The sequence below is a fragment of the Burkholderia sp. LK4 genome (assembly GCF_001043615.1).
GTDB lineage: Bacteria > Pseudomonadota > Gammaproteobacteria > Burkholderiales > Burkholderiaceae > Burkholderia > Burkholderia cepacia.
Genome location: NZ_LDUL01000030.1, coordinates 183,798 through 204,768, shown reverse-complemented (window position 1 = coordinate 204,768; position 20,971 = coordinate 183,798). Strand labels below are relative to the sequence as shown.

At 66.7% G+C, this 20,971-nt stretch carries 13 protein-coding genes and 1 pseudogene; 4 read left to right on the top strand and 10 right to left on the bottom strand.

The window, feature by feature from the left end:
* On the bottom strand, positions 1-2,172 hold a 2,172-nt coding region (locus VK92_RS41865; protein ID WP_048468185.1), incomplete at its 3' end, for an ESPR-type extended signal peptide-containing protein.
* A 1,436-nt stretch (positions 2,173-3,608) separates the two neighbouring features.
* On the opposite strand from VK92_RS41865, the gene VK92_RS16710 reads away from it, so the two are divergent.
* The 4 genes from VK92_RS16710 (at position 3,609) to VK92_RS16695 (ending at position 10,875) form a co-directional block, all read left to right on the top strand.
* Positions 3,609-4,442: a response regulator transcription factor gene (locus VK92_RS16710; RefSeq protein ID WP_021156543.1), complete on the top strand. Its 834-nt coding sequence runs from the start codon at positions 3,609-3,611 to the stop codon at positions 4,440-4,442.
* On the top strand, positions 4,435-6,783 hold the full coding sequence (locus tag VK92_RS16705; RefSeq protein ID WP_048027373.1) for a sensor histidine kinase: 2,349 nt from the start codon (positions 4,435-4,437) through the stop codon (positions 6,781-6,783). Before VK92_RS16710 ends, VK92_RS16705 begins: the two co-directional genes overlap by 8 nt.
* Positions 6,784-7,059: 276 nt before the next feature.
* Entirely contained in the window at positions 7,060-8,580 is a 1,521-nt protein-coding gene (locus tag VK92_RS16700) for a sensor domain-containing diguanylate cyclase (protein ID WP_048027375.1), read from the top strand.
* 336 nt (positions 8,581-8,916) lie between these two features.
* Positions 8,917-10,875, top strand: a complete 1,959-nt coding sequence (locus VK92_RS16695; RefSeq protein WP_048027376.1) for a phosphatase PAP2 family protein — start codon at positions 8,917-8,919, stop codon at positions 10,873-10,875.
* 169 nt (positions 10,876-11,044) lie between these two features.
* On the opposite strand, the gene VK92_RS16690 is transcribed toward VK92_RS16695, so the two are convergent.
* The 9 genes and pseudogenes from VK92_RS16690 to VK92_RS16655 form a co-directional block, all read right to left on the bottom strand.
* Positions 11,045-12,688 carry a DUF2334 domain-containing protein gene (locus tag VK92_RS16690; protein WP_048027378.1) on the bottom strand — a complete coding sequence of 548 codons (1,644 nt, stop codon included), beginning with the start codon at positions 12,686-12,688 and terminating at the stop codon, positions 11,045-11,047.
* Between the two features lie 17 nt (positions 12,689-12,705).
* Positions 12,706-12,972, bottom strand: a complete 267-nt coding sequence (locus VK92_RS41860; protein ID WP_124923071.1) for a hypothetical protein — start codon at positions 12,970-12,972, stop codon at positions 12,706-12,708.
* 729 nt (positions 12,973-13,701) lie between these two features.
* A pseudogene (locus VK92_RS16685) lies at positions 13,702-13,977 on the bottom strand (hypothetical protein); the annotation flags it as partial.
* A gap of 11 nt (positions 13,978-13,988) precedes the next feature.
* Complete coding sequence (locus VK92_RS16680; RefSeq protein ID WP_048027380.1) at positions 13,989-15,176, bottom strand: M20 aminoacylase family protein; 1,188 nt, start codon at positions 15,174-15,176, stop codon at positions 13,989-13,991.
* 69 nt (positions 15,177-15,245) lie between these two features.
* Positions 15,246-16,715, bottom strand: a complete 1,470-nt coding sequence (locus VK92_RS16675) for an aldehyde dehydrogenase family protein (RefSeq protein ID WP_048027381.1) — start codon at positions 16,713-16,715, stop codon at positions 15,246-15,248.
* A gap of 192 nt (positions 16,716-16,907) precedes the next feature.
* Complete coding sequence (locus VK92_RS16670) at positions 16,908-18,233, bottom strand: NAD(P)/FAD-dependent oxidoreductase (protein WP_021156532.1); 1,326 nt, start codon at positions 18,231-18,233, stop codon at positions 16,908-16,910.
* A 2-nt stretch (positions 18,234-18,235) separates the two neighbouring features.
* Positions 18,236-18,970 carry a cupin domain-containing protein gene (locus VK92_RS16665; protein WP_048027382.1) on the bottom strand — a complete coding sequence of 245 codons (735 nt, stop codon included), beginning with the start codon at positions 18,968-18,970 and terminating at the stop codon, positions 18,236-18,238.
* A gap of 91 nt (positions 18,971-19,061) precedes the next feature.
* Entirely contained in the window at positions 19,062-19,511 is a 450-nt protein-coding gene (locus tag VK92_RS16660; RefSeq protein ID WP_048027383.1) for a helix-turn-helix domain-containing protein, read from the bottom strand.
* A gap of 107 nt (positions 19,512-19,618) precedes the next feature.
* Positions 19,619-20,896: an NAD(P)/FAD-dependent oxidoreductase gene (locus VK92_RS16655; RefSeq protein ID WP_165589102.1), complete on the bottom strand. Its 1,278-nt coding sequence runs from the start codon at positions 20,894-20,896 to the stop codon at positions 19,619-19,621.
* Positions 20,897-20,971 lie beyond the last annotated feature (75 nt).

The following is a 20,971-nucleotide window of genomic DNA, read 5'->3' as shown; positions in this document are numbered from 1 at the left end:
GTTGGCCGACGACAGGCCGGTCGACGTGGACGTCGACAATGACGTCACGGTGCTGTTGGTCGAACTCAAGCCCGTGGACAACGAGGTAATGCCGGTCGATGTCGACGTGGACAGCGACGAAATCGCGCTGTTGGCCGACGACAAGCCGGTCGACGTGGACGTCGACAACGAAGTCACCGAGCTGTTGGTCGAACTCAACCCCGTGGACAACGAGGTGATGCCGGTCGACGTCGAAGTGGACAGCGACGAGATCGAGCTATTGGCCGAGGACAACCCGGTCGACGTGGAGGTCGACAACGAAGTCACCGAGCTGTCGGTCGAACTCAACCCCGTCGACAACGAGCTAATGCCGGTCGACGTCGACGTGGACAACGAAGTGATCGCGCTATTGGCCGACGACACCCCCGTCGACAACGAACTGACGCTCGACGCGGTCGACGTCGACAGCGAATTGACCGCCTGGTTCGTCGCATCGAGCTGCGACCCGTTGATCGCGTCCGTGCTCGCCGAATTGATGCGCCCGGCCGCGACGTTGGTGATCTGGCGCTCGGTGCCCGCCGCACCGACGCTGACGACGCTGGTCGGGTTGGTGCCGTTGAAGTTGTAGGTGACGCCGCCAATCACCGCGCTCGCCGTCGGATTCGGCGCGGCCGTCGTCGACCCGGAGCCGAGCGCGACGTCGTTTGCATTGTTCGCCACGGCCGACGCGCCGAACGCCACCGCACCGGCTGCCGCTGCCGTCGACGTATTGCCGAGCGCGAGCGAGCCCGTGCCCTGCGCGATGTTCGAATTGCCGATCGCAACCGCGCCGTCGCCGTTCGCGGTGTTGTTCGAACCCATCGTGACCGCGCCGGTGCCGATCGCGGTGCTCGGGTCGCCGATCGCCACCGCGCCGTTGCCGCTGACCGTCTGCCCCAGGCCGAGCGCGACCGCCCCGACGCCGCTCAACACCTTCGAACTGTTGCCGCCTGCGATCGACCCCGCGCCTGCCGCGGCCGCGATCGAGTTGCTGTCGCCGATCGCCACGGTGGACGCCGCGGCCGCGACACTGTTGATGCCGATGGCCGTCGCATTCGTGGCCGACGCCGTCGCCCCCGAGCCCAGGGCCGTTGCCGAGATGCCGCTGCCGAGCGCGAGATTGCCGAGCGCGACCGCGAATTGCTGGGTCGCGGTCGACTGTACGCCTGCCGCAATCGAACTGACGCCCGATGCGTTCGCGCTCAAGCCGAGCGCCATCGCCTGATTGGCCGCGGCCGTCGTGGCTGAACCCAATGCAATCGAACTGGTGCCGAGCGACTGCGTGCCCGAGCCCGGTACGCCGGCCGTCCCGCCCCAGCCGATCGCGATCGACGTCGCGCCCTTCGCGCCGCTGTTGACACCCATCGCGATCGAGGAATTGCCGGTCGTCAACGCACCGCTGCCCACCGCCACGCCGGCTGCGCCGGAACTCGTCGACTGGTTGCCGAGCGCAATCGCGCCCTGATTGGTCGCCTGCGACGAATAACCGAGCGCAACGCCGCCGATGCCCGACGAAACCGCACCGAGTCCAAGCGCAACCGCATACTGACCCGATGCCGTTGCATTGTTCCCGAGGCCGACGGCGGACGTGCCGTTCGCGGTCGCGCCACTGCCTATCGCCACCGTGCCCGTCTGCGTCGCCTGCGCCGAATTACCGACGGCCACCGAATATGCGCCCGAACCGATCGCCTGCACGCCGAGCGCCGAACTGTTGACGCCGGTCGCCTGCGCGTTGATGCCGACGGCCGTCGACGCATCGGCCATCGCATGCGCGCCCGGACCCAGCGCCGTGGCGGAAACGCCTGCTGCCGTCGACAGGTTGCCCAGCGCGGTCGAGTTCTGCTGCGCGGCACTCGACCCGACGCCGATCGAGATCGACGTCACGCCGCCGGTCGCGGAACCGCCGTCCGGCGCGTATTGCGCGTGCGCCCCCGCATGGAACAACGCAAGATACGTGGACGCCATCAGCACGGCCAGCCGTCGCGGCGACGGCGCCGAAAGCAGGCCCGCGCGTCGCGCGGCGCCCTCGTTCGCCGCATGCTCGCGCGGGCCGCTCGCCGACGCGACACGCTTGCCGCGCGCACGGTCAAGCTCGGAAGCCGCGACCCAGGCCCCCAGTGCTTCGTTCCAGATCGACTTGAACGACTTGTTCATCTTGTGTTCCCTCGGTTCTCATGTGCTGGATGACGCGGCAGCAAACGCGACGGCAGGCGATGACGCACCGGTCTGCCTCCTCGTCCGTGCCGCGACGCTTCGCGCTTCACTTTGGATAGCTAACTAAACGATCGAACAACACTGCTCGGTAATCGCGATCGCGCGGGCGATCGCACGACTGCACGCCGCACGCGTGCCTCGGCACGCGGCGCGGCGGCATTCGCCGGTTATCGGTTCATCGAAGCCGATGTCGCGCGAAAGACGGCGGCGCGCGACCCCGCGCATCGCGAATCCGCGTGCGCGTGCCGTCGCGCCGAGCCGGCGGCGACCTCGAATTTCATGGGAAGGCGTCGTTCAGACGCCGGATGGACGGATGCCGCCCCGTACCTCGGGACGGCCCGTCACGATTCATTCAGGAGGAGGATGACGCCGAGTGGTCCCCGGGTTTGAAGCATGCGCACCCGGTTCGCTCGAACCGGTGCGTTGTCCTGCCATGCCTGTCGCATTCATGTTTTTCGTGCCCGCCTGATTCGAGAACGCGCTGCGCGATCGTGCCCGGACGGATCAGACCACCGGGCTGCGCACGCAACCGCTCACTCTCTCCGCCGGCAGTCAAACGCTTTTCCGGATTTCCGGAAATAGCGTCTGACTTGCCGAACGCCCCCGCATCGATTTAATCGGTCGAATTTTCTTGACGATTTTTCCGGTCGATGCGTCACACCCTGACCAACCTCACAATCTTTCCGCTTGTCTTTTATACGTACTCGTTCGGAAAATTATGAAATTTGTATTACCCTCGTGCCAATTTTCTTGTCCGTCGTCGCATTCTCACATCCTGAGAATTGCCATCATTCGATGTCACATTCGATATCGCGTCATCCGAATATGGCAGCGGCAGGAATCCTTGCAAAACCGTTCCCCTCGAAGAACCGATTCCAACCGCGCCGGGGCTAGTGTGCGGTCATCCATTCAAACGCATCTTTTCTCGAGCGGAAAAAAGCTTTTCCCGAGCGGACGGCATTCACATTCATACATTCACGCCCGAAATACGGTTTTCACCAAGATAAATCTTGACCACCCCGCAAAAAGACATTAATCAGGCGGGCGTCGATTCAGCGCATCCATTTCCCACTGAAACGCATCGTCTCTCGACACAACTCGCTCGAATTCATTCTGCGGGCCAATTCGATTCGGCAATCGATAAAATCCGGAAATAAAGACCGATATTAAAATGCAATTCGGCATGTTTTTCCACTCCGATTCCATTCGGCGGAGCGCCGGTGCCGAAATCGCGCAGCGCCCCGCCGGATATGCCCACACGGGCCGCACGGAATCCTCACAATCGGTACTGTTGTCGACATATAATTTTTCGCAACAATCGCGCTGAAAGCGAAGCTTTCAATCCGACCGACCACCCTTCCACCGCGTCCGCCACCATGTCATCCCGCTCGTCCAGCCCGGCGTCGCTTCGCTCCACGCCGGATCTCGCCGACGCCCATATTCTTGTCGTCGACGATCGCCCGAACGACCTGCGGCTCCTGACCGAAATCCTGCGTGCCGCGCGGTGCCGGATCAGCGTCGCGTTCGACGGGCTGCAGGCGTATCACCGCGCCCAGGCGATCGCACCCGACCTGATCCTGATGGATGTCCGCATGCCGCGCATGGACGGCTTCGCCGCGTGCCGGCTGCTGGCGTCGACGCCGTCGACGCAGTCCATCCCGGTCATCATCCTCACGGCCGCGGGCGATCTCGAGGATCGCATCGCGGGGCTCGAAACCGGCGCGATCGACTACATCGTCAAGCCGTTCGAGCCGACCGAAGTGCTGGCCCGGATCCGCAACCACCTGAAGCGCGCGCGGCGCAGCCAGCCGTTCGCGCACCTGCCCGAGATGCCCGACAACCCGGAGGCGGCCCTCGTGCGCGCGGCGGCCGAGGTCCTGCTGCGCGACCTGCGCCATCCTCCGGCGCTCGAGGATCTCGCCCGGCAGGTCGGCACCCACGAAAAGCGGCTGTCGCGCGTGTTCCGCGACCAGCTCGGCCAGACCGTGTTCGAGTACCTGCGCGACACGCGCCTGCGCGCCGCGATGCATTTCCTCGCGGAGACGTCGATGGGAATCGGCGACATCGCCGAGGAAATCGGCTTTTCCACGCCCGGCAATTTCGCGACGGCGTTCCGCGAACGCTTCGGCATCACGCCGTCCGACTGGCGGCGCCAGCGCCATGCGGTCAGCGCGCCGCCCACACCCGGCGGGCATCATCCCGATGTGTAGTCGCAGCGCGGCGTGGGCAGCCGGATGGCGCGCGGTGCTGCTGCTTCTGATCGCACTGGCCGTCACCTGCGCGACGGCCCGCGCGGCAGCGACGCCGAACCCCGCGCAACTGGAAGCCGTGTCGGTGTTCGAGGACACGAGCACGACGATGACCGCCGCACAGGTCGCGGCGCGCGTTGCCGATCGTCCGCACGATGCGGCCACGACGACCGCGCCCTCGTTCAACATCGCGTTTTCGCGGTCGGCATGGTGGGTCAGCGCGACGCTGACCAACCGCGACAGCGCCGCCCGGCCGCTGGTGCTGGCGATTCGCGACGCGCGCGTCGACCATGCCGACTTCTATGTCGGCCGGAACGGCCGGTGGACGCTCGACAGCCGCTTCCCGGCCGCCGACGCCGGCGGCGATGCGGCTGGGGCCCCGTCGCGCTACCCGGCACTCGACGTCACGCTGCCCGCCGGCGCAAGCATCCCCGTGCTGATCCGCGTCACGTCGCGCAAGGAGATGCGGCTCGCGCCGGCGGCATTCACCCGCGCGGCATGGGATGCGCTGGAACGGCGCGCGACGATGTGGGACTTCGGTTTCTTCGGCGGGCTGCTCGCGCTCGTGTGGTGCGCGCTGCTGATCGGGTTCTTTTCGCGCAGCGGCGTGTTCTACGTACTGGCCGGGCTTGCGCTGGGCACGACGCTGTTCGAGGCGGCCTACCGCGGTTATACGGCGATGGCGCTGCCGCCCGCGCTGCGCGAGTGGTCGGCACGCGGCGAAATCATCTTCGTGTACCTTGCGATCGCCTGCTTCATCGTCTTCATCCTGACGGTCGCCCGGCGCGAGCAGGCCAGGCTGCCGTTGCGCGCGGTCTACATGGCATTCCTCGCGCTCGAGTTCGTCGGCGTGGCCGGCGCCGCTTTCGGCGACCTGCTGACCTTCACGTGGTTCTGCCTGCGGCTGAACGCGGCGCTGGGGATCGTCAACATCAGCCTCGCGCTGTGGCTCGCCATCCGCCGCACGCCGACCGGCCGCGTGATGCTGATCGCGATCGCGTTCGCCACCTTCAACATGCTGATCCGCGTGCTCGACGGCATCGACGCGTTGCCGCCGGTGCTGTCCTGGCTCAAGTCCGACATCTATCCGAACCCCGTCATCGCGATCGTCGGGCTTGCCACACACCTGCTGGTGCTGGCCGCGTGGATTCATCACGTGGGCCGCCAGCGCACCGAAGCACGCAAGCGGCTCGAACACTGGCAGCTCACCGAACAGGATCGCCTGCGCGACGAAGTAGCACGACGCACGCTCGCGCTCAACGACGCGCTCCAGCAGGTCACGACGCACATGCAGCAGAAGATCGAGACGCTCGGCTACGTCAGCCACGACCTGCGCGCGCCGCTGTCGACGATCAACGGCTACGCGAAGCTGCTGCTGCAAGGCGCGACGCGCGGCCAGGCGCGGCTGATCCGCTCGATCGACCGCAGCATCCGCTACCAGCTCACGCTGATCGACGAACTCCTTGCGTTCACGAAAGCCGAGCTGCAGCCGCTCGGCGTGTCGCCGGACACGACCGACCTGCCCGGCCTGCTCGACGACATCGGCCACTATGCGCTCGCGCTGTGCGCGCAGCAGGACAACCGGTTCGTGTACCGGCCGGCCAGCCCGCTGCCGCGCACGATGTCGATCGACGGGATGCGGCTGCAGCAGGTGCTGCTGAACCTGCTGTCCAACGCATCGAAGTTCACGCGCGACGGCACGGTCACGCTGTCGGTGCATGCGTCGCGCGAAGGCGACGCATGGCGCCTGCTGTTCGAGGTCGCCGATACGGGCATCGGCATCGACATCAGCGGCACCCGCGACATCTTTCGCGCGTACCAGCAGGTGCAGGCCGTCAACGGCGGCACCGGGCTCGGCCTGTTCATCGCGCAGCGCATCGTCGGCGCGATGGGCGGCGAACTGGCCGTCGCGAGCCAGCCCGGCGTCGGCACGTCGTTCTCGTTCGCGATCGTCGCGCCGGCCGTCGGGCACGTGCTCGTGCCGGCATCGGAGCTCGTGCGGCGGTTTCATGCGGCGGACGAGGTCGTGCCGGGCGGCACCGCGCCCGCGATGGGCTGCCCGCCCGACGATGCACTCGACGCGCTGATCCGGCTCGCCGGCAACGGGCAGCTCACCGATATCGAGGAATGGCTCGGCCAGTACGCGGACGAACAGGATTACGCGGCCTTCGTGCGGGAGGTGCGCGAGCATCTCGATACGCTGGACCTGCATGCGATCGAGAAGCTGGCCGGTACGCTGAAACGTGCGCGCCACGCGGCGGCGACGGATGACGCGGAGACGGACGCGGCCGGGCCGGCCTGATCGCGCGGGCGGGACACCGCCGGCACCGCGTCAGGCCCGCGTTCCGGGTTCCGCCGCACCGAACGTCGAGCCCGCGACGCGATCGCTTCGCCAGCCGTCCCCCCGCTCGCGCTTGCCGATACGCGCCCCGTCGAGCACCCGGCACGCATACGTTTGCGCGCCGCGCCGCACCCACTTGCGTTGCATCCAGGCCTCGATTTCCGCGGCGACCTGCCGTTAACCCGGGTTTCAGCGCAGCCCGGTTCATCGCGCCGGGCCTCCCCTGCGAGCGCCAGCATGTCCGCATCCACCTCCATCGAGAAAATCGCCGACTGGGCGGGACGAAACCATCTTGTCGTCGGCGCGCTGGGCACACTGATGTCGTTCGCGGCGATCGGCATCAGCGCGGCCACGCTCTGGGCCACGAGAAGCGAAGTCGTCGAGCACGCGCACGAAACCTCGCGCAACGTCGCCGCCGTGCTGGTCAGCGAGATCGCGCGGACCGTCGAAACGTCCAACAACGCGCTGATCGCACTCTCCGCCGATCTCGGCAAGCCGGCGGTGCGACGCATGGATGCCGGGCTGCGGCACGACCTGCTGTTCCAGCGCGCGGCCGCGCAATACGTGACGGGGATGGGCGTGACGGACCGCGAAGGCCAGCTGATCGACGCGTGCTGCGGCCCGTCCCATCACTGGAACTTCGCCGATCGCGACTATTTCAAGGTCCATCGCGACTCGCCGAACGTCGGCCTTTACGTGTCGGAGGCCTATCGTGCGCGCTCGCGCGGCGGCACGGAATCGATCGCGCTCTCCCGGCGCATCGAACGGCCGGACCACACGTTCAACGGCATCGCGGTGGTCGCGATCGACCTCGCCTATTTCGATCAGCTGCTGTCCCGGCTGGACGTCGGGCCGCACGGCATCAGCGCGATCGTGCGCGCGGACGGCACCATCCTCGCCCGCAACCCGTCGCTGAACGATCACCAGATGATCCGCCTGCGCCGCTCGAAAGCCTTCGATCGCATGCTGAACCAGGATTCGGGCTTTTATGCGGCGTATTCGCGCATCGACGGAACGCTGCGGCTCTATACGTTCCAGCGGGTGCCCGGCACGCCGCTGATCGCCGTCGTCGCGCCGGCCGAAGCCGACGTGCTGGCCGGTTTCATCCGGATGTCGTGGTCGGTCGGCGTGTCGGCGTCGCTCCTGTGCGCACTCTTCTGCGCGGTCGTCTGGCTGCTCGCGTTCGCGTTGCGGGACAACCTTCGCAAGCAGACGCTGCTCACCGACCTCACGCGCACCGATCCGCTGACCGGCCTGCACAACCGCCGCGCGCTCGACGTCGCGCTGGCCGACGAATGGGACCGGCTCCAGCGCGGCCACGACGGCAGCCTGTCGGTGCTGTTCATCGATGCCGACCACTTCAAGCAATACAACGACCGATACGGGCATGCACGCGGCGACACGGCGCTCCGGTTCCTCGCCGCATGCATCCGTGCCCATACGCAGCGGCGCGGCGACTTCGCCGCGCGTTACGGCGGCGAAGAGTTCGTCGCGGTGCTGCCCGACACCGACGAACGCGGCGCCGCGAAGGTCGCGGAGGCGATTCGCCGCGAGGTCGAACGCAACCGGCTCGACGGGTTTGCGGAACCCGTTCCGCCGTTCACCGTCAGCATCGGCTGCGCGACCGGCCATCGCGCACGCCCCGCCTCCGTGCACGCGCTGTCGCATCAGGCGGACATGGCGCTGTACCGTGCGAAGCGGGAAGGCAGAAACCGGGTGTGTTGCGCGGAAACGGAGCCGCTCGCGCGCTCGGCATGACGGCCATGGGGCGAGTCGAGGTTGCGGGCTGCGGGTTGCATACAAACGATTGCCACCGGCCACTGTCACGTCACGTGTCGTGGCGGCAACAGGGATCGTCATTCGATAACGAAGCCGCCGGACTTTCCATCCACACGCATGGCCGGCGCGTAGCGGCACGCCGCCAAATATCCGTCTCGGGCGCGAAAAAAAGGCATCCGCGATGTTCAGTATCGGGAATTAACCATATAGTGGGAATTTTCTCGAACGGAGTACGGCGCGCAACAAATCCTTAACGGCCGCGTAACGAATCGTCACCACAATTCGCCATCTTTGACCATCAGGATGGAGTCTTGCATGTTTGCGTCACGAAGCCGTTTCCCGCTGCATGTCGCCGCGCTGTCGAGTGCGATCGTTCTCGCCGCGTGCGGCGGCGGCGACGATGTCGCCTCGACCACCCCGACCAGCGCGGCCATGCCGGCGCCGCCGGCCGACCCCGGTTTCGTCGACAGCGCGCCGGTTCCGAGCGTGCCCGCCTTCGTCGACAACGTCGCGACCAACCAGCGCGGCGACGCGCGTTACGCCACGCTGTCGACGAACGCCGCGGTACGCGTGGTCAGCCGCTTCCTCGACCTGTGGCAGCCGGCGACGATGCTCGTCGATGCGGGCGTGAGCGCGCCGGCCAACGGCGCGTTTCCGGCCATTTCGCCGTCGGCCTGCACGGGGCTGCCCGGCAACGGCACGCCGTGCGGCACGATCCTGAACGACGCGGTCCTGCAGGCGAACGTGCAATACGTGGTCAACGCGACGACCGCACGCACGCCGCAGCAAGCCGACGCCGCGTACTACGACGACCGGCGCGGCAAGGGCTACAGCGTGACCGACGGCATGGGGCCGCTCACCTCGGCATGGCGCACCGCCGCGCAGCAGACGACCAGCATCACCAGCGTGCCGGCCGACGCGACGACCGTCCTGTACACCGACACGGGCAACAACGTGGGTGTGGGCGGCAGCGCGAACGCGAGCTTCGGGAAGGTCGTCGACCTGCTCAACGAGATGGGCAACAACGCGTCGACCGAACCCGCGAAACGCTTTTACAAGTATGCGCGGCCGTACCGCTGGAGCACGAGCGTCGTCGTCGCCCCCACGCTCGTGCCGGCGGAAAGCACGACGCCCGCGACCGACGGCGGGTTCATCAGCGGCCACCAGGCGGAAGCGATGCGCGACGCCGTGACGATGGCGTGGCTCGTGCCGGAGCGCTACCAGGAAATGGTCAGCCGCGGCCTCGAACTCGGCGAGAACCGCATCCTCGCCGGCATGCACTCGCCGCTCGACGTGATCGGCGGACGCATGCTCGCGCTGGCGATCAGCGCGGCCAATCTCGCGGCCTACGCGAACGACGCGCAGGCCGCCTACGGGCAGGCGCACCAGACGCTGCAGCAGCTCACCGGCACGACCGATTCGACGTTCCCGGCATTCGCGCGCTCGGGCACGACGGCGACCGACCGCTTCGCCGATTACGCGACGAACAAGGCGGCCTTCGCGCGCCGCATGACCTACGGCTTCGGCGCGCTCGACGCGACCGGTGCGCCGCCGGTCGTGCCGAAGGGGGCGGAGATCCTGCTGCAGACGCGTTTCCCGTACCTGGGTGGGGATCAGCGGCGCGTCGTGCTGAAGACCACCGAGCTGCCGTCCGGCTACCCGGTGATGGACGACGCGGAAGGCTGGGGCCGGCTGAATCTGTTCGCCGCCGCCGACGGTTACGGCGCATTCAACGGCAACGTGATCGTCGCGATGGATGCGTCGAAGGGCGCCCTCAACGCCGCCGACCTGTGGCGCAACGACATCGCGGGCGCCGGCAAGCTGACGCTGCAAGGCAGCGGCGCGCTGACGCTGGCGGGCAACAACAGCTATACGGGCGGCACGCAGGTCAGCGGCGGCACGCTCGCCGCGGCGTCCGCGACGGCGTTCGGCAACGGCGACGTGTATGTCGGCGCCGGCGGCGGCATCCGGATCGCGGCGGGTGCGCCCGTCACGATCGCGACGCGCTATACGCAGCTCGACAACACGACGCTTGAACTCGACATCGACGGCAACGGCGGCGGCCGCCTGCGCGTGGGCGGCGCGTTCACCGTCGCGGGCGGCACGCTGCACGTGAAGTTCGTGAACGGTTATGCGCCGAAGGCCGGCGACACCATCGCACTGATCGACGCGGCAGCGGGCGCGGCGAAATTCGCGACGGTGACCGTCGACGGCTTCAAGGCGACGCCGGTCTATACGGCGACGGGCGTGTCGATCGTGCTGTCGGCGGCGTAACCGGCACCGCGATCGATCCGCGCGACGTCGCCTCCGACCGGCGGCGACGTCCATGCGAAACGACCGTGCGCCGCGTCCCGTTCGTTACGACAAAGCGAAACGTGGCGCCATCGAACCCGGAGAGGGAGTCGAGCCCGGTTCCCCGGCTCGCTCCCGATTCCGGAATCATCTACTTGACGCCATTCCCGGCGACCCACTGAAAGCCGAGACCGGTGATCCCGTTCACGAGGCTCTGGAAATCCTGGAACCCGGGCGTGCCGAGGTCGGGCTCGAGCCAGAACGGATGGAAGAAGAAGGACGCGAAACCATCCCGAACCGTCAGCGCGTACTGTGCATTCGTGTAGAGATCCTGCCACGTGTAGGACAGGCACGAGAACGGATCGATACTGCAGATGTTGTATTCGACGTTCCCGAGGTTCTCGGGCAGCACCCGTTGCCCGTAATAGTCGGAATTGATGATGTACGGGAAGAATTGCCCGACCGAATAATCGTGATTCGGCGCGGTCGAATTCAGGTTCGGCTGATCCGACGTGTAGTAGACGACCCGCTGGTACGTCGTCTTGAACAGCGGCGGAACGGCCTTGATCGAAAGGGGCGACGACTGGTAGTGCGGCGCTTCCCACGCAAAGGGAACATAGCCGTTCGTCGACAGTTCCAGCAGGCCCGCTTTCAGACGGTTCGATGCCCACTGTGTCGAATCTTCGTCCACCGGACGGTTCTGCGTCGCCAGCCAGAACTCGTAGTCATTGCCGCTGACCGCGTTGTCGATGTTCGGCGTCGAATTGTATTGATGCGTGTAACCGTGCATCACGATACTGCCGCCCCGGATCAGCGCGTAATTGAGCGCCTGCTTCAGGCTGCTCGCCTGCGCGAGGTGTACGATCAGCGGCACACCGCCGTTATAGGCACCGAGCGGATCTTCGTACAGCGGGATGGTTGCAATCGAAAACGGAATGTTCTTGGAATACATGTAGTCGGTCAGCGTCTTCATCGACGCCGAGGTCGTGAACGCGTTGACGTCTTCCAGACGCACCATCGCGCGATGCAGCACCGGCTGGTTGGTCCCGAGGATGTCATGCAGCAGATCGCAGATCACCAGGTACCGGTCGCGCGGCCCGATGTACGAGAACGGCATGTCAGCGAAGTACCAGAAATTGCCCGCGCGCATGACATACGGTGCCTGCGCACCGGTCTGACTGTCCTTGATGGTGACGAGTACACTGGCCTTCGTCGCGTCGGACACCGCGGTGACGCCGATGTCGGGGTCCGCGCTGACGACGCCGGTGCTCGCGTTGAACGCATAGTATTTGACCATGCTCATGTTCTTGTAGAGCACCGTGTCAAAGAAGTCCGGGTTCGGGTTACTGCTGGTCGGCGCGTAGGCCAGCCCGCTGATCCCGCTAAAGGTGAATCCATAGCGGGCCGTGAAGTTGTACGACGGGTCCCACGCGACTTCCCACAGGTTGTCCTTGAACCAGACGACCGTCTTCGACGTCTTGGCGACGTCCGACAGAAATGCGGCAGGAAGGGTGTTGTTGTAATAGCTCCCCAGATAGAAAGTCGCCTGGTACTTTTCGACGGTTCCTGCCGTATAGCTGTCGACGGGCGCAAGCGTGACGTTGGTGTTGAAATGGCCAAGCAGGTTGCGCAGCATGATCGCGTAAGCCATGCCGAGCTTCGTGTACGGGTCGTTCGGCGGGGCGTCATAGAGCACGAGGACGTTCGCCGTGGTGGTCTGGGCGAGCACGGAGGATGGCATCTGGCCGAATGCGAATCCGAGCACCAGCACCCATGCGAGAACGAGCTTTTTCATTGTGATCTCCTTCGTACTTAATCGCGCTGAATGTCGCCGTTGGCCCGACGATGTTTGCCTTCGTTGAAGTTCGGTCCCCTGCCATGCTCGCGCTCGGCATTCCGCTTCTCTTCTTCCGCCACGCCTGGCACGATCTCCGTCACGACGGCCGCGCGCGGTGGCGGCTCGACGCGTTTGTGTGAGGCGGAAGCACCGGACGCTCCCGCGTTGCAAACGGGGCTCATCAATGCCGTCGCGGACAAGATCGCTGCACATGCCACGGCAAGCTTGAGTGGGGATTTCATTGGAGAACTCCTTTCACTGGTCTCTGCGCGAAAACCGGGGGTCTGTCATCGGAACAACGCCTGGCCTGAGCATTGAGTGTCCGGGGATCGCGAACCCTGGGGGATGTCGATGCCTGAAACAACCTCGTACGAATTGCGCCCCGCATCGTCACTTGCGTGACGACGTGGCCGCCACCGGCGTCGGTCACGTCGCCCTGTGATGACCGCGACTGCACCCGCAAACGGCAGACACCCGAAGCGTGTCGAGCGTGCAGTTGCGGCCCTCGTTTGCTCATCACACCGACCACGCATGCATTAACGATGCCAGGCACCGTTCCATCGAAGCGGGCCGGCAACAGACGAAGGAGGAGGACGTCGCAACGCAAAAGAAACGTAACGCCAAAGAAACGCGGGGCGACGATGCAGCGTGGTACCGGCTCCATGGATCATCGATGCCGGCAGGGGGAGAGGAAATGCGTTTCGACTCTGCGCGTGGTTTGCGGCCGAGCCGGTGGGGTGAATAATGCTATGGATCACGAATCGCGGGGGCTCGACACGCTGCATGTCGAAACGTTTCGATCCTGAGAATTCGCGCTGTCCCGTGAAGACGGTCCTGTCCGGCGCAATTCGCCCGTGGCCACGCGAACTTGTCCGGGAGCGTGAACCCTTTGTCGTATGACAAAAGACGATCTTCCTGCAATCGTCAATCAGGTATCAGGTATCAGGATGGCGTTCATCGCATGCGGTCATTCAGCGACGCGCCTCGGCAGCGTGGCCTGACGATACGACGGCCGCGACATAGCGGAGGTTGACACCGAACACGGCCGGCCAGGCCATGCGGCCGAATCCGTCCGCCAGAAAGTCGACGCACACCCGCACCTTCGCCGACGCAGCCAGCCGTGCCGGATACACCGCCCACACGTTCGCGGGCTGCGCGACGCCGGGCAGTACCTGCACGGGCGCGCCGCTGTCGAGCAGCGCGCGCACGTCCCATATCTGGCGCAGCACGATGCCGCGCCCCGACATCGGGCATGCGTTCACGACGATCGCCTGTAGTAATGCTGCGCCAGCGCGACCCAATACCGGACACCGGCCGGGATGATTTCGTCGTTGAAATCGTATTTCGGGTGATGCAGCGACGGTGCCGCCGCGCCCTCCGGCGCATTGCCGATCAGCACGTAAGCGCCGGGCCGCTCCTCCAGCATGAAGCCGAAATCCTCCGACGTCATGTTCGGCGGCACGTCGCGGTACAGGCGTTCGCCACCGAACGTGTCGCCGATCACCGCTTCGCACAGCGCCGTCTCGGCCGGCGTGTTGACCGTCGCCGGGTAGTACTGGAAAAACTCGACGTCGACCTGCGCGCCATACGCACGCGCCAGCCCCTCGCACGTGAGCTGCACATCCGTCTGCAGTTTCTGCTGCAACGCGGACGACAGCGTGCGGATCGTCCCGCGCAGCTCGACGCTGTCCGGAATGACGTTGTCCGTCGTGCCCGCGTGGATCATGCAGACGGAAATGACCGCAGGGTCCACGGGATCCTTGTGCCGCGCGGCGATGGTCTGACACTGCAGCACCATCGAACACGCGAGCGGAACGGGATCGATGCCCAGATGCGGCTGCGCCGCGTGCGCGCCCTTGCCGGTGACCTTGATCCTGAAGCGCGAGCCCGCGGCCATGATCGGGCCGGTGCGCAATCCGAAATGTCCGGCAGGCAAGCCGGGCCAGTTGTGCATGCCGAACACCGCTTCGGTCGGGTATTGCTCGAACAGCCCGTCGTCGATCATCTTGCGCGCGCCCGCGCCGCCCTCTTCGCCCGGTTGAAACACGAAATGAACGGCACCCGGCAATGGCGGCAGTTCCTTCAGGATGCGCGCGGCGCCGAGCAACATGACGGTATGGCCGTCATGCCCGCATGCGTGCATGATCCCGTGCGTGCACGATGCGTGCGCGAAGTCGTTGGCTTCCTGGATCGGCAACGCATCCAGATCCGCACGCAGCACGATGCCGCGCGCCGGGTCGGCACCGGGCAGGCTCGCGACGACACCCGTGCCGCCCAGCCCGCGCGATACCGCATAACCGAGCGCGTCAAGCTCGCGGGCAACGACGTCGGCGGTCCGGTGTTCTTCGAATCGCAGCTCGGGATGCGCATGCAGATCGCGCCGCAGGCTAGCCCAGTGCGCGTGATGCGCCTGCAGCGACGTATCGGGAATGACAGGTTTTTCCAATTTCGGCACCTTCCGAAAGTAAGCGGCTTCCAGTCCGTGCTGCCGCCGCGTTCGCACGCAGCGGCTGCGTCAGTCGTAAAAGCCGATGATCGACTTGATTTCCATGTAGTCCTCCATCCCTTCGATCCCGTACTCGCGGCCGTTGCCCGACTGCTTGTAGCCGCCGAACGGCGCCTGCGGATCCCATGCCGGATAGTTCAGATGCACCTGTCCGGCCCGGATGCGGGCGGCCACCGCGCGCACGCTTTCGTGGTCGCTGCCCTGCACATGCGCGCCGAGCCCGTACACCGTGTCGTTCGCGATGGCGACCGCTTCTTCCACGGTGTCGTAGGGAAGGATCGCGAGCACCGGACCAAAAATCTCCTGTTGAGCGATCGTCATGTCGGTGCGCACGTCGGAAAAAATGGTCGGCCGCGCGTAGAAGCCCCGATCGAATCCCGCCGGCCGCCCCGGGCCGCCAGCGACGAGCTTCGCCCGTTCGTCGATGCCTGCGTCGATCATCTGCGCGACCCGCCCGAATTGCGCGTGATTGGCAAGCGGCCCATGCGTCGTTGCCTCGGCGAACGGATCGCCGACCACCAGCCGCTCCACCGCCGCGACGGCCAGCGCCTCGACCGCGCCGAGCGCGGCGCGCGGCACGATCATGCGGGTCGGCGCGCTGCACGACTGCCCCATGTTCCTGAATGCGGCGGCCACGCCGGGTGCGATCGCCCGCTGCAAGTCCGCATCCGGCAACACGATGTTGGGCGATTTGCCGCCGAGCTCCTGCGCGACGCGCTTGACGGTCGGCGCGGCTGCCTGCGCGACCAGCACGCCCGCGCGGGTCGATCCGGTGATCGACACCATGTCGACCTCCGGATGCGACGAAAGCGCGGAGCCGACTTCCGCACCATTGCCGCTCACCAGGTTGAACACGCCTGCGGGCACCCCCGCGTCGGCGATCACTTCCGCGAACAGCAATGCGCTGAGCGGCGACAACTCGCTGGGTTTCAGGACGACCGTACAGCCGGCCGCGAGCGCCGGGCCGACCTTCGCGGTGATCTGGTAGATCGGCCAGTTCCACGGCGTGATCAGCGCGCACACACCGATCGGCTCGCGTACGATCGCGGTCGTCCCGCGTCGGGAGACGAACGGATAGCGCGCGAGATTGTCGCGCGCGACCCGGATATGCTCGGCCGCGAGCGGCACGTGCGCGGCGCGCGCATAGGCGATCGGCGCGCCCATCTCGGTGGCCAGCGCCATGGCGAACAGTTCCGTTCGCTCCAGCATCAACGTGTGGACGCGATCGAGCAGCGCGGCGCGCGCCTGCGGCGAAGTGGCCGACCACCGTTCGAACGCCCGGCGCGCGGCGGCGACGGCCCGGTCGGCGTCACGTGCGCTGCCGAGCGGGATGTCGCACACCGTGTCCTCGGTGGACGGGCACACGACCGCGAACCGGTCGCCGCCGTCGGGCAGGACCCAGTCGCCGTCGATGAAGAAACGATCCAGCCTGCCGGCCTGCATCAGGTGACGAACGGGGGAAATGACGGATGAATTCATTGCAGGATGTCCTTGAGGCGGTACTGCACGCCCGCGAACGGCACGAACGACGGTCTGCCGAAGCGGTCGGATATAACGGGCCGGTCGAAGCTTGTCGACGGGTTGAGATGGGCGCGTCCGTCGACCGTCCGTCGATGATTCGCGCCATCGGCATGACCACGGTTCGCGCCGTGGCCGCCATCGCCCCGCGTACTAGAAATCCGCGACCTTGCCCCACGCGGAATCGCTGAACCGTTCCGGCCGATACGGCACCGGGTCGACCAGCGGTTGCGCACCGGTCGCGAGATCCGCGATCAGATGCCCGGCGCCCGGCCCGATTCCGAAGCCGTGGCCGGAAAAACCCGCGGCAAGGATCAGCCCCGGCACACCCGGCACTTCGCCGATGCCCGGCACGCCGTCCGGCGTACTGTCGACGAACCCGGCCCATGCGTGCGTGATCTTCGCGTCGCGAAGTTCGGGAAACAGTTCGGCGGCGCGCCGGTAGGTTTCGTTGACCGTCGGCATGTCCGGTTTCGGATCCAGAATGCGGACCGCCTCCATCGGCGTCGGTTCATCGAGCTGCCAGCGCTTCAGCGTCTCATGCCCGCCGCGCACGCCTTCGAGCCAGCCCGGCAGAAGATTGCGCCAGCGCTTCGCGAACATCGGCAAGAACTGCGGCGCGAATCGCAGGAACTGCGGCGTCACGTCCACGCGCGCGCGACCGCTGATCGCGAGCGCGTAGCGTCCGTCGCTGCGGCGTGTCACGGACACGCCGGACGTATACATCGCATCCGGCAGCGGATGCTCGACAGGCGACACGCTCAGGATCGACTGACGGATCGACGCCTGCGGAAAGCGGATGCCGAGCTGGCGGCAGAACGACGACGCCCATGCGCCGCCGGCAAGCACGACCGTCCTGGTCTTGATGACACCGGCCTCCGTGACGACACCGCCGACACGCCCGCCCTCGAGTTCGATGCCGCGCGCCGCGCAGTGCTGGTGGACACTGCCGCCGAGCTTCATCAGCGCGGCGGCGACGGCCGGCGCGGCCTTCTCCGGGTCGGCCGTGCCGTCGGTCGGCGAAAAGACGCCGCCTTTCCACGTCCGCCCGGTCGCGTGTCCGCGCTCGGTGGCCTGTTTGCGGTCGAGCATGTACGTCGTCACGCCCGCGGTCTTCGCGAACTCGCCCCAGCTGGCCCAGCGCGACAGCTCGGCCTCGTCGTTACTCAGGTACAACAGCCCGCAGCGATGAAAGCCGGTGTCTTCGCCGGATTCGGCGGCGAATCGTTCCCACAGATCGATGCTCTTGCTCGCCATCGGCAATTCGCGTTCGTCGCGGTTCTGCTGCCGGCACCAGCCCCAGTTGCGGCTCGACTGCTCGGCACCGATTCGCCCCTTCTCGACGAGCGCGACCGATACCCCGCGCCGGGCCAGGTAGTAGGCAGTAAAGACGCCGATGATGCCGCCGCCGATCACGACGACGTCGGCCGATGCCGGCGGCGTGGGCGAGGTTTCTATAAGGCGCAGCGGTGGGGACATGGTCAGTCTCGTTCGGTTGAGGCAGGTACGTTCTGCACGACGTAAAACTTCGCGACGCGTTCGCTGCTTTCCCACCCGATCGATGCGCCGCGCGGCACGAACAGCGCATCGCCGGTGCCGAGCGACAGCACGCTGCCGTCGGGGTCGGCGAACCGCACGCTGCCGGCCAGCAGGAGCATGAACTCGTTGACGCGATGCGGGCGAACGATCCGGTGATAGGGCGTCGAATCCCACGTACCGGCGCAATACCCGGCGCCGTCGTCGAGGAACACGTTGTCGCTGCGGCATTGTGGTGCGGGGCCGAGCAGCACCTCGGGCGGCAGCGATGCGGAAGGCTTGAAGTCGGCGTCGGCCCGCAGCGGAAACAGGCCGTGTTTCGTCGGCGTCGTGCACGCGGCTGCGCAGAACATCAGCAACACCCGCGATTCCGCGCTGATGCGAACCGCCGTGCCGGCGCCGATGACTGCCCCTTCCCCCGGCCCGAGCACCAGCGGAGCGGCCCCGGCCGCTTCGAGCGTCAGCTCGCCTTCGATGACCGCGATCGTTTCGATGTGCGGAAAGCGCGCCACGTCGAGTTCGCCGACGAAGGCGATACGTCCCGCGGCCATCGAGTCGGGCCCTTCCCACGCGATCTCCCGATGTCGCGCAAAAGGGTCGCCCTCGCCGAACGCCTGCTTGCGGAACGAGGTGGAACAAGGCGCACCGTCGGCACGATGCAACACGAAAGCTGCGGTCATTTCTGCTCCTCTGCAGTGCGCGGCGGCCGGATCGAAAACCGTCGCGCAATATTGGAAATCTCCGTTCGCCGGCGAACCCGCCGGAATCCCGTCAGGTGTGCAAACCGCCCGCACTTGCGCCCGCGCGGCGTTCGGTGTGCGCGCGCGCCGACGCACCGCCCGGTCGCGCGACCACGCAAGCGCGCGGCGTGATCCCGAGCACCCGCCGAAAATGCCGGCACAGATGGCTCTGGTCGAAGAAACCGACGTCGGTCGCGACGACCGACGGCGCAACACCGGCACGCAACAGGTCCTGCGCGCGCCGCACCCGGACGAGGCACAGATACCGGTGCGGGGACAACCCGGTTTCGCTGCGAAAGCGCGCGGTGAAACGCGATACGCTCAACCCGGCCACCGCCGCGAGCGTGTCGAGATTCAGCGGCTGCGCGAACGACGCGTCGATCGTGCGCAGCACATCGCCGATCGCCGGCGAGACGGGCCGCGCGACGCGCGGTGTGCATGGCGTCGTGTCTTCGACCGAATCGTGAATCAGGTCGAGCATGCTGGCTGTCCTCATGTCGCCGCCTGCGGTGTCACGCCCGGCAAGGCGACGCCCGCTGACGGGCAAACGAAACGCGCTGTCATGTTGAATTCTCCCCGGCGCCCGCTTCAGTGCAGGAAATCCTGCACCCGGTAATACGCGCCGACGAACGGCAGGAACCACGCGTGCCCGAAATGCCCGGGCATCGCCGGCCAGTCGAGCTCGCGCCACGGATTCGAGGCCGTCGCGCCATACAGCACGTCGGCCATGACGCGGCCCATGTGCACCGACATCTGCACGCCGTGGCCGCTGTAGCCCATCGAGTAATAGAGCCCGTCGTGCTGGCCCGCGCGCGGCAACCGGTCGGCGGTGATGTCCACCAGCCCGCCCCAGCAGTAGTCGAGCCGGACATCGGCCAGTTCCGGGAAATAACCGGCCATGCCGGCGCGCAGGATGTCGCCGCTTTTCGCGTCGGAGCGCGGGCTCGACATCGCGAAGCGGGCGCGGCCGCCGAACAGCAGCCGGTTGTCGGGCGTCACGCGGAAGTAGTTGCCGATCTGGCGCGACGTCACGTACGCACGGCGATGCGGCAACAGCCGGTTCAACTGCGCGTCGGCGAGCGGCTCGGTCACGACGATGAAGCTGCCGACCGGCGCGATGCGCCGCCGGAACCATCCGAACGGGCCGTGCTGCGATGCGCCGGTCGCGACGAGCACGCGATCGGCGACGATCCTGCCGCGCGTGCAGGTGATCGCGTGCCGCTCGCCGTCGAGCCGGTCCAGTTGCGTGACGGCCGCATGTTCGTAGACGCGTGCGCCCGCGCGCACCGCCGCTTGCGCAAGCCCGACACCGAACTTGCCCATGTGCATCTGCGCACCGTTGCGCTGCAGGAGCCCGCCGTAGAAGCCGTCGGACGCGACTTCATCGCGAATCCGCTCGGGTTCGATCAGTTCGATGTCCGGATCGACGTCGCGCCGCAACGCGTCGAACGTCTTCGCCAGCCCCGCGAAATGCTGCGGTTTCGCGGCGAGCTTCAGCTTGCCCGCGCGCCGGAAATCGCAGTCGATCGCGTGTTCGGCGACGATCGTCTCGACGCTCTTCACCGCGCTTTCGTATGCGCGATAGAACTGCTTCGCCGGCTCCGCGCCCATGCGCGCGGCCAATGACGCGTAATCCTGCGCGACGCCCGTGTTGCACTGGCCGCCGTTGCGGCCGGACGCTTCGCCCGCGACCTGCGCGGCTTCGAGCACGACCACCGATACGCCGCGCTGCGCGAGCGCGAGCGCCGCCGACAAGCCGGTAAAGCCGCCGCCGATCACGACCACGTCGGCGCGCCCTTCGACGGGGCCCTCGCAGCCCGCGCGAAATGCGGGGCGGGTATCCAGCCAGTACGATTCGAATTTCATCGGGTCCTTCTCGAGCTTGTCGGCGACGACGATCGGCTGCCGTTCATGGGAAATCATTTAATCACCGTCAAAAAC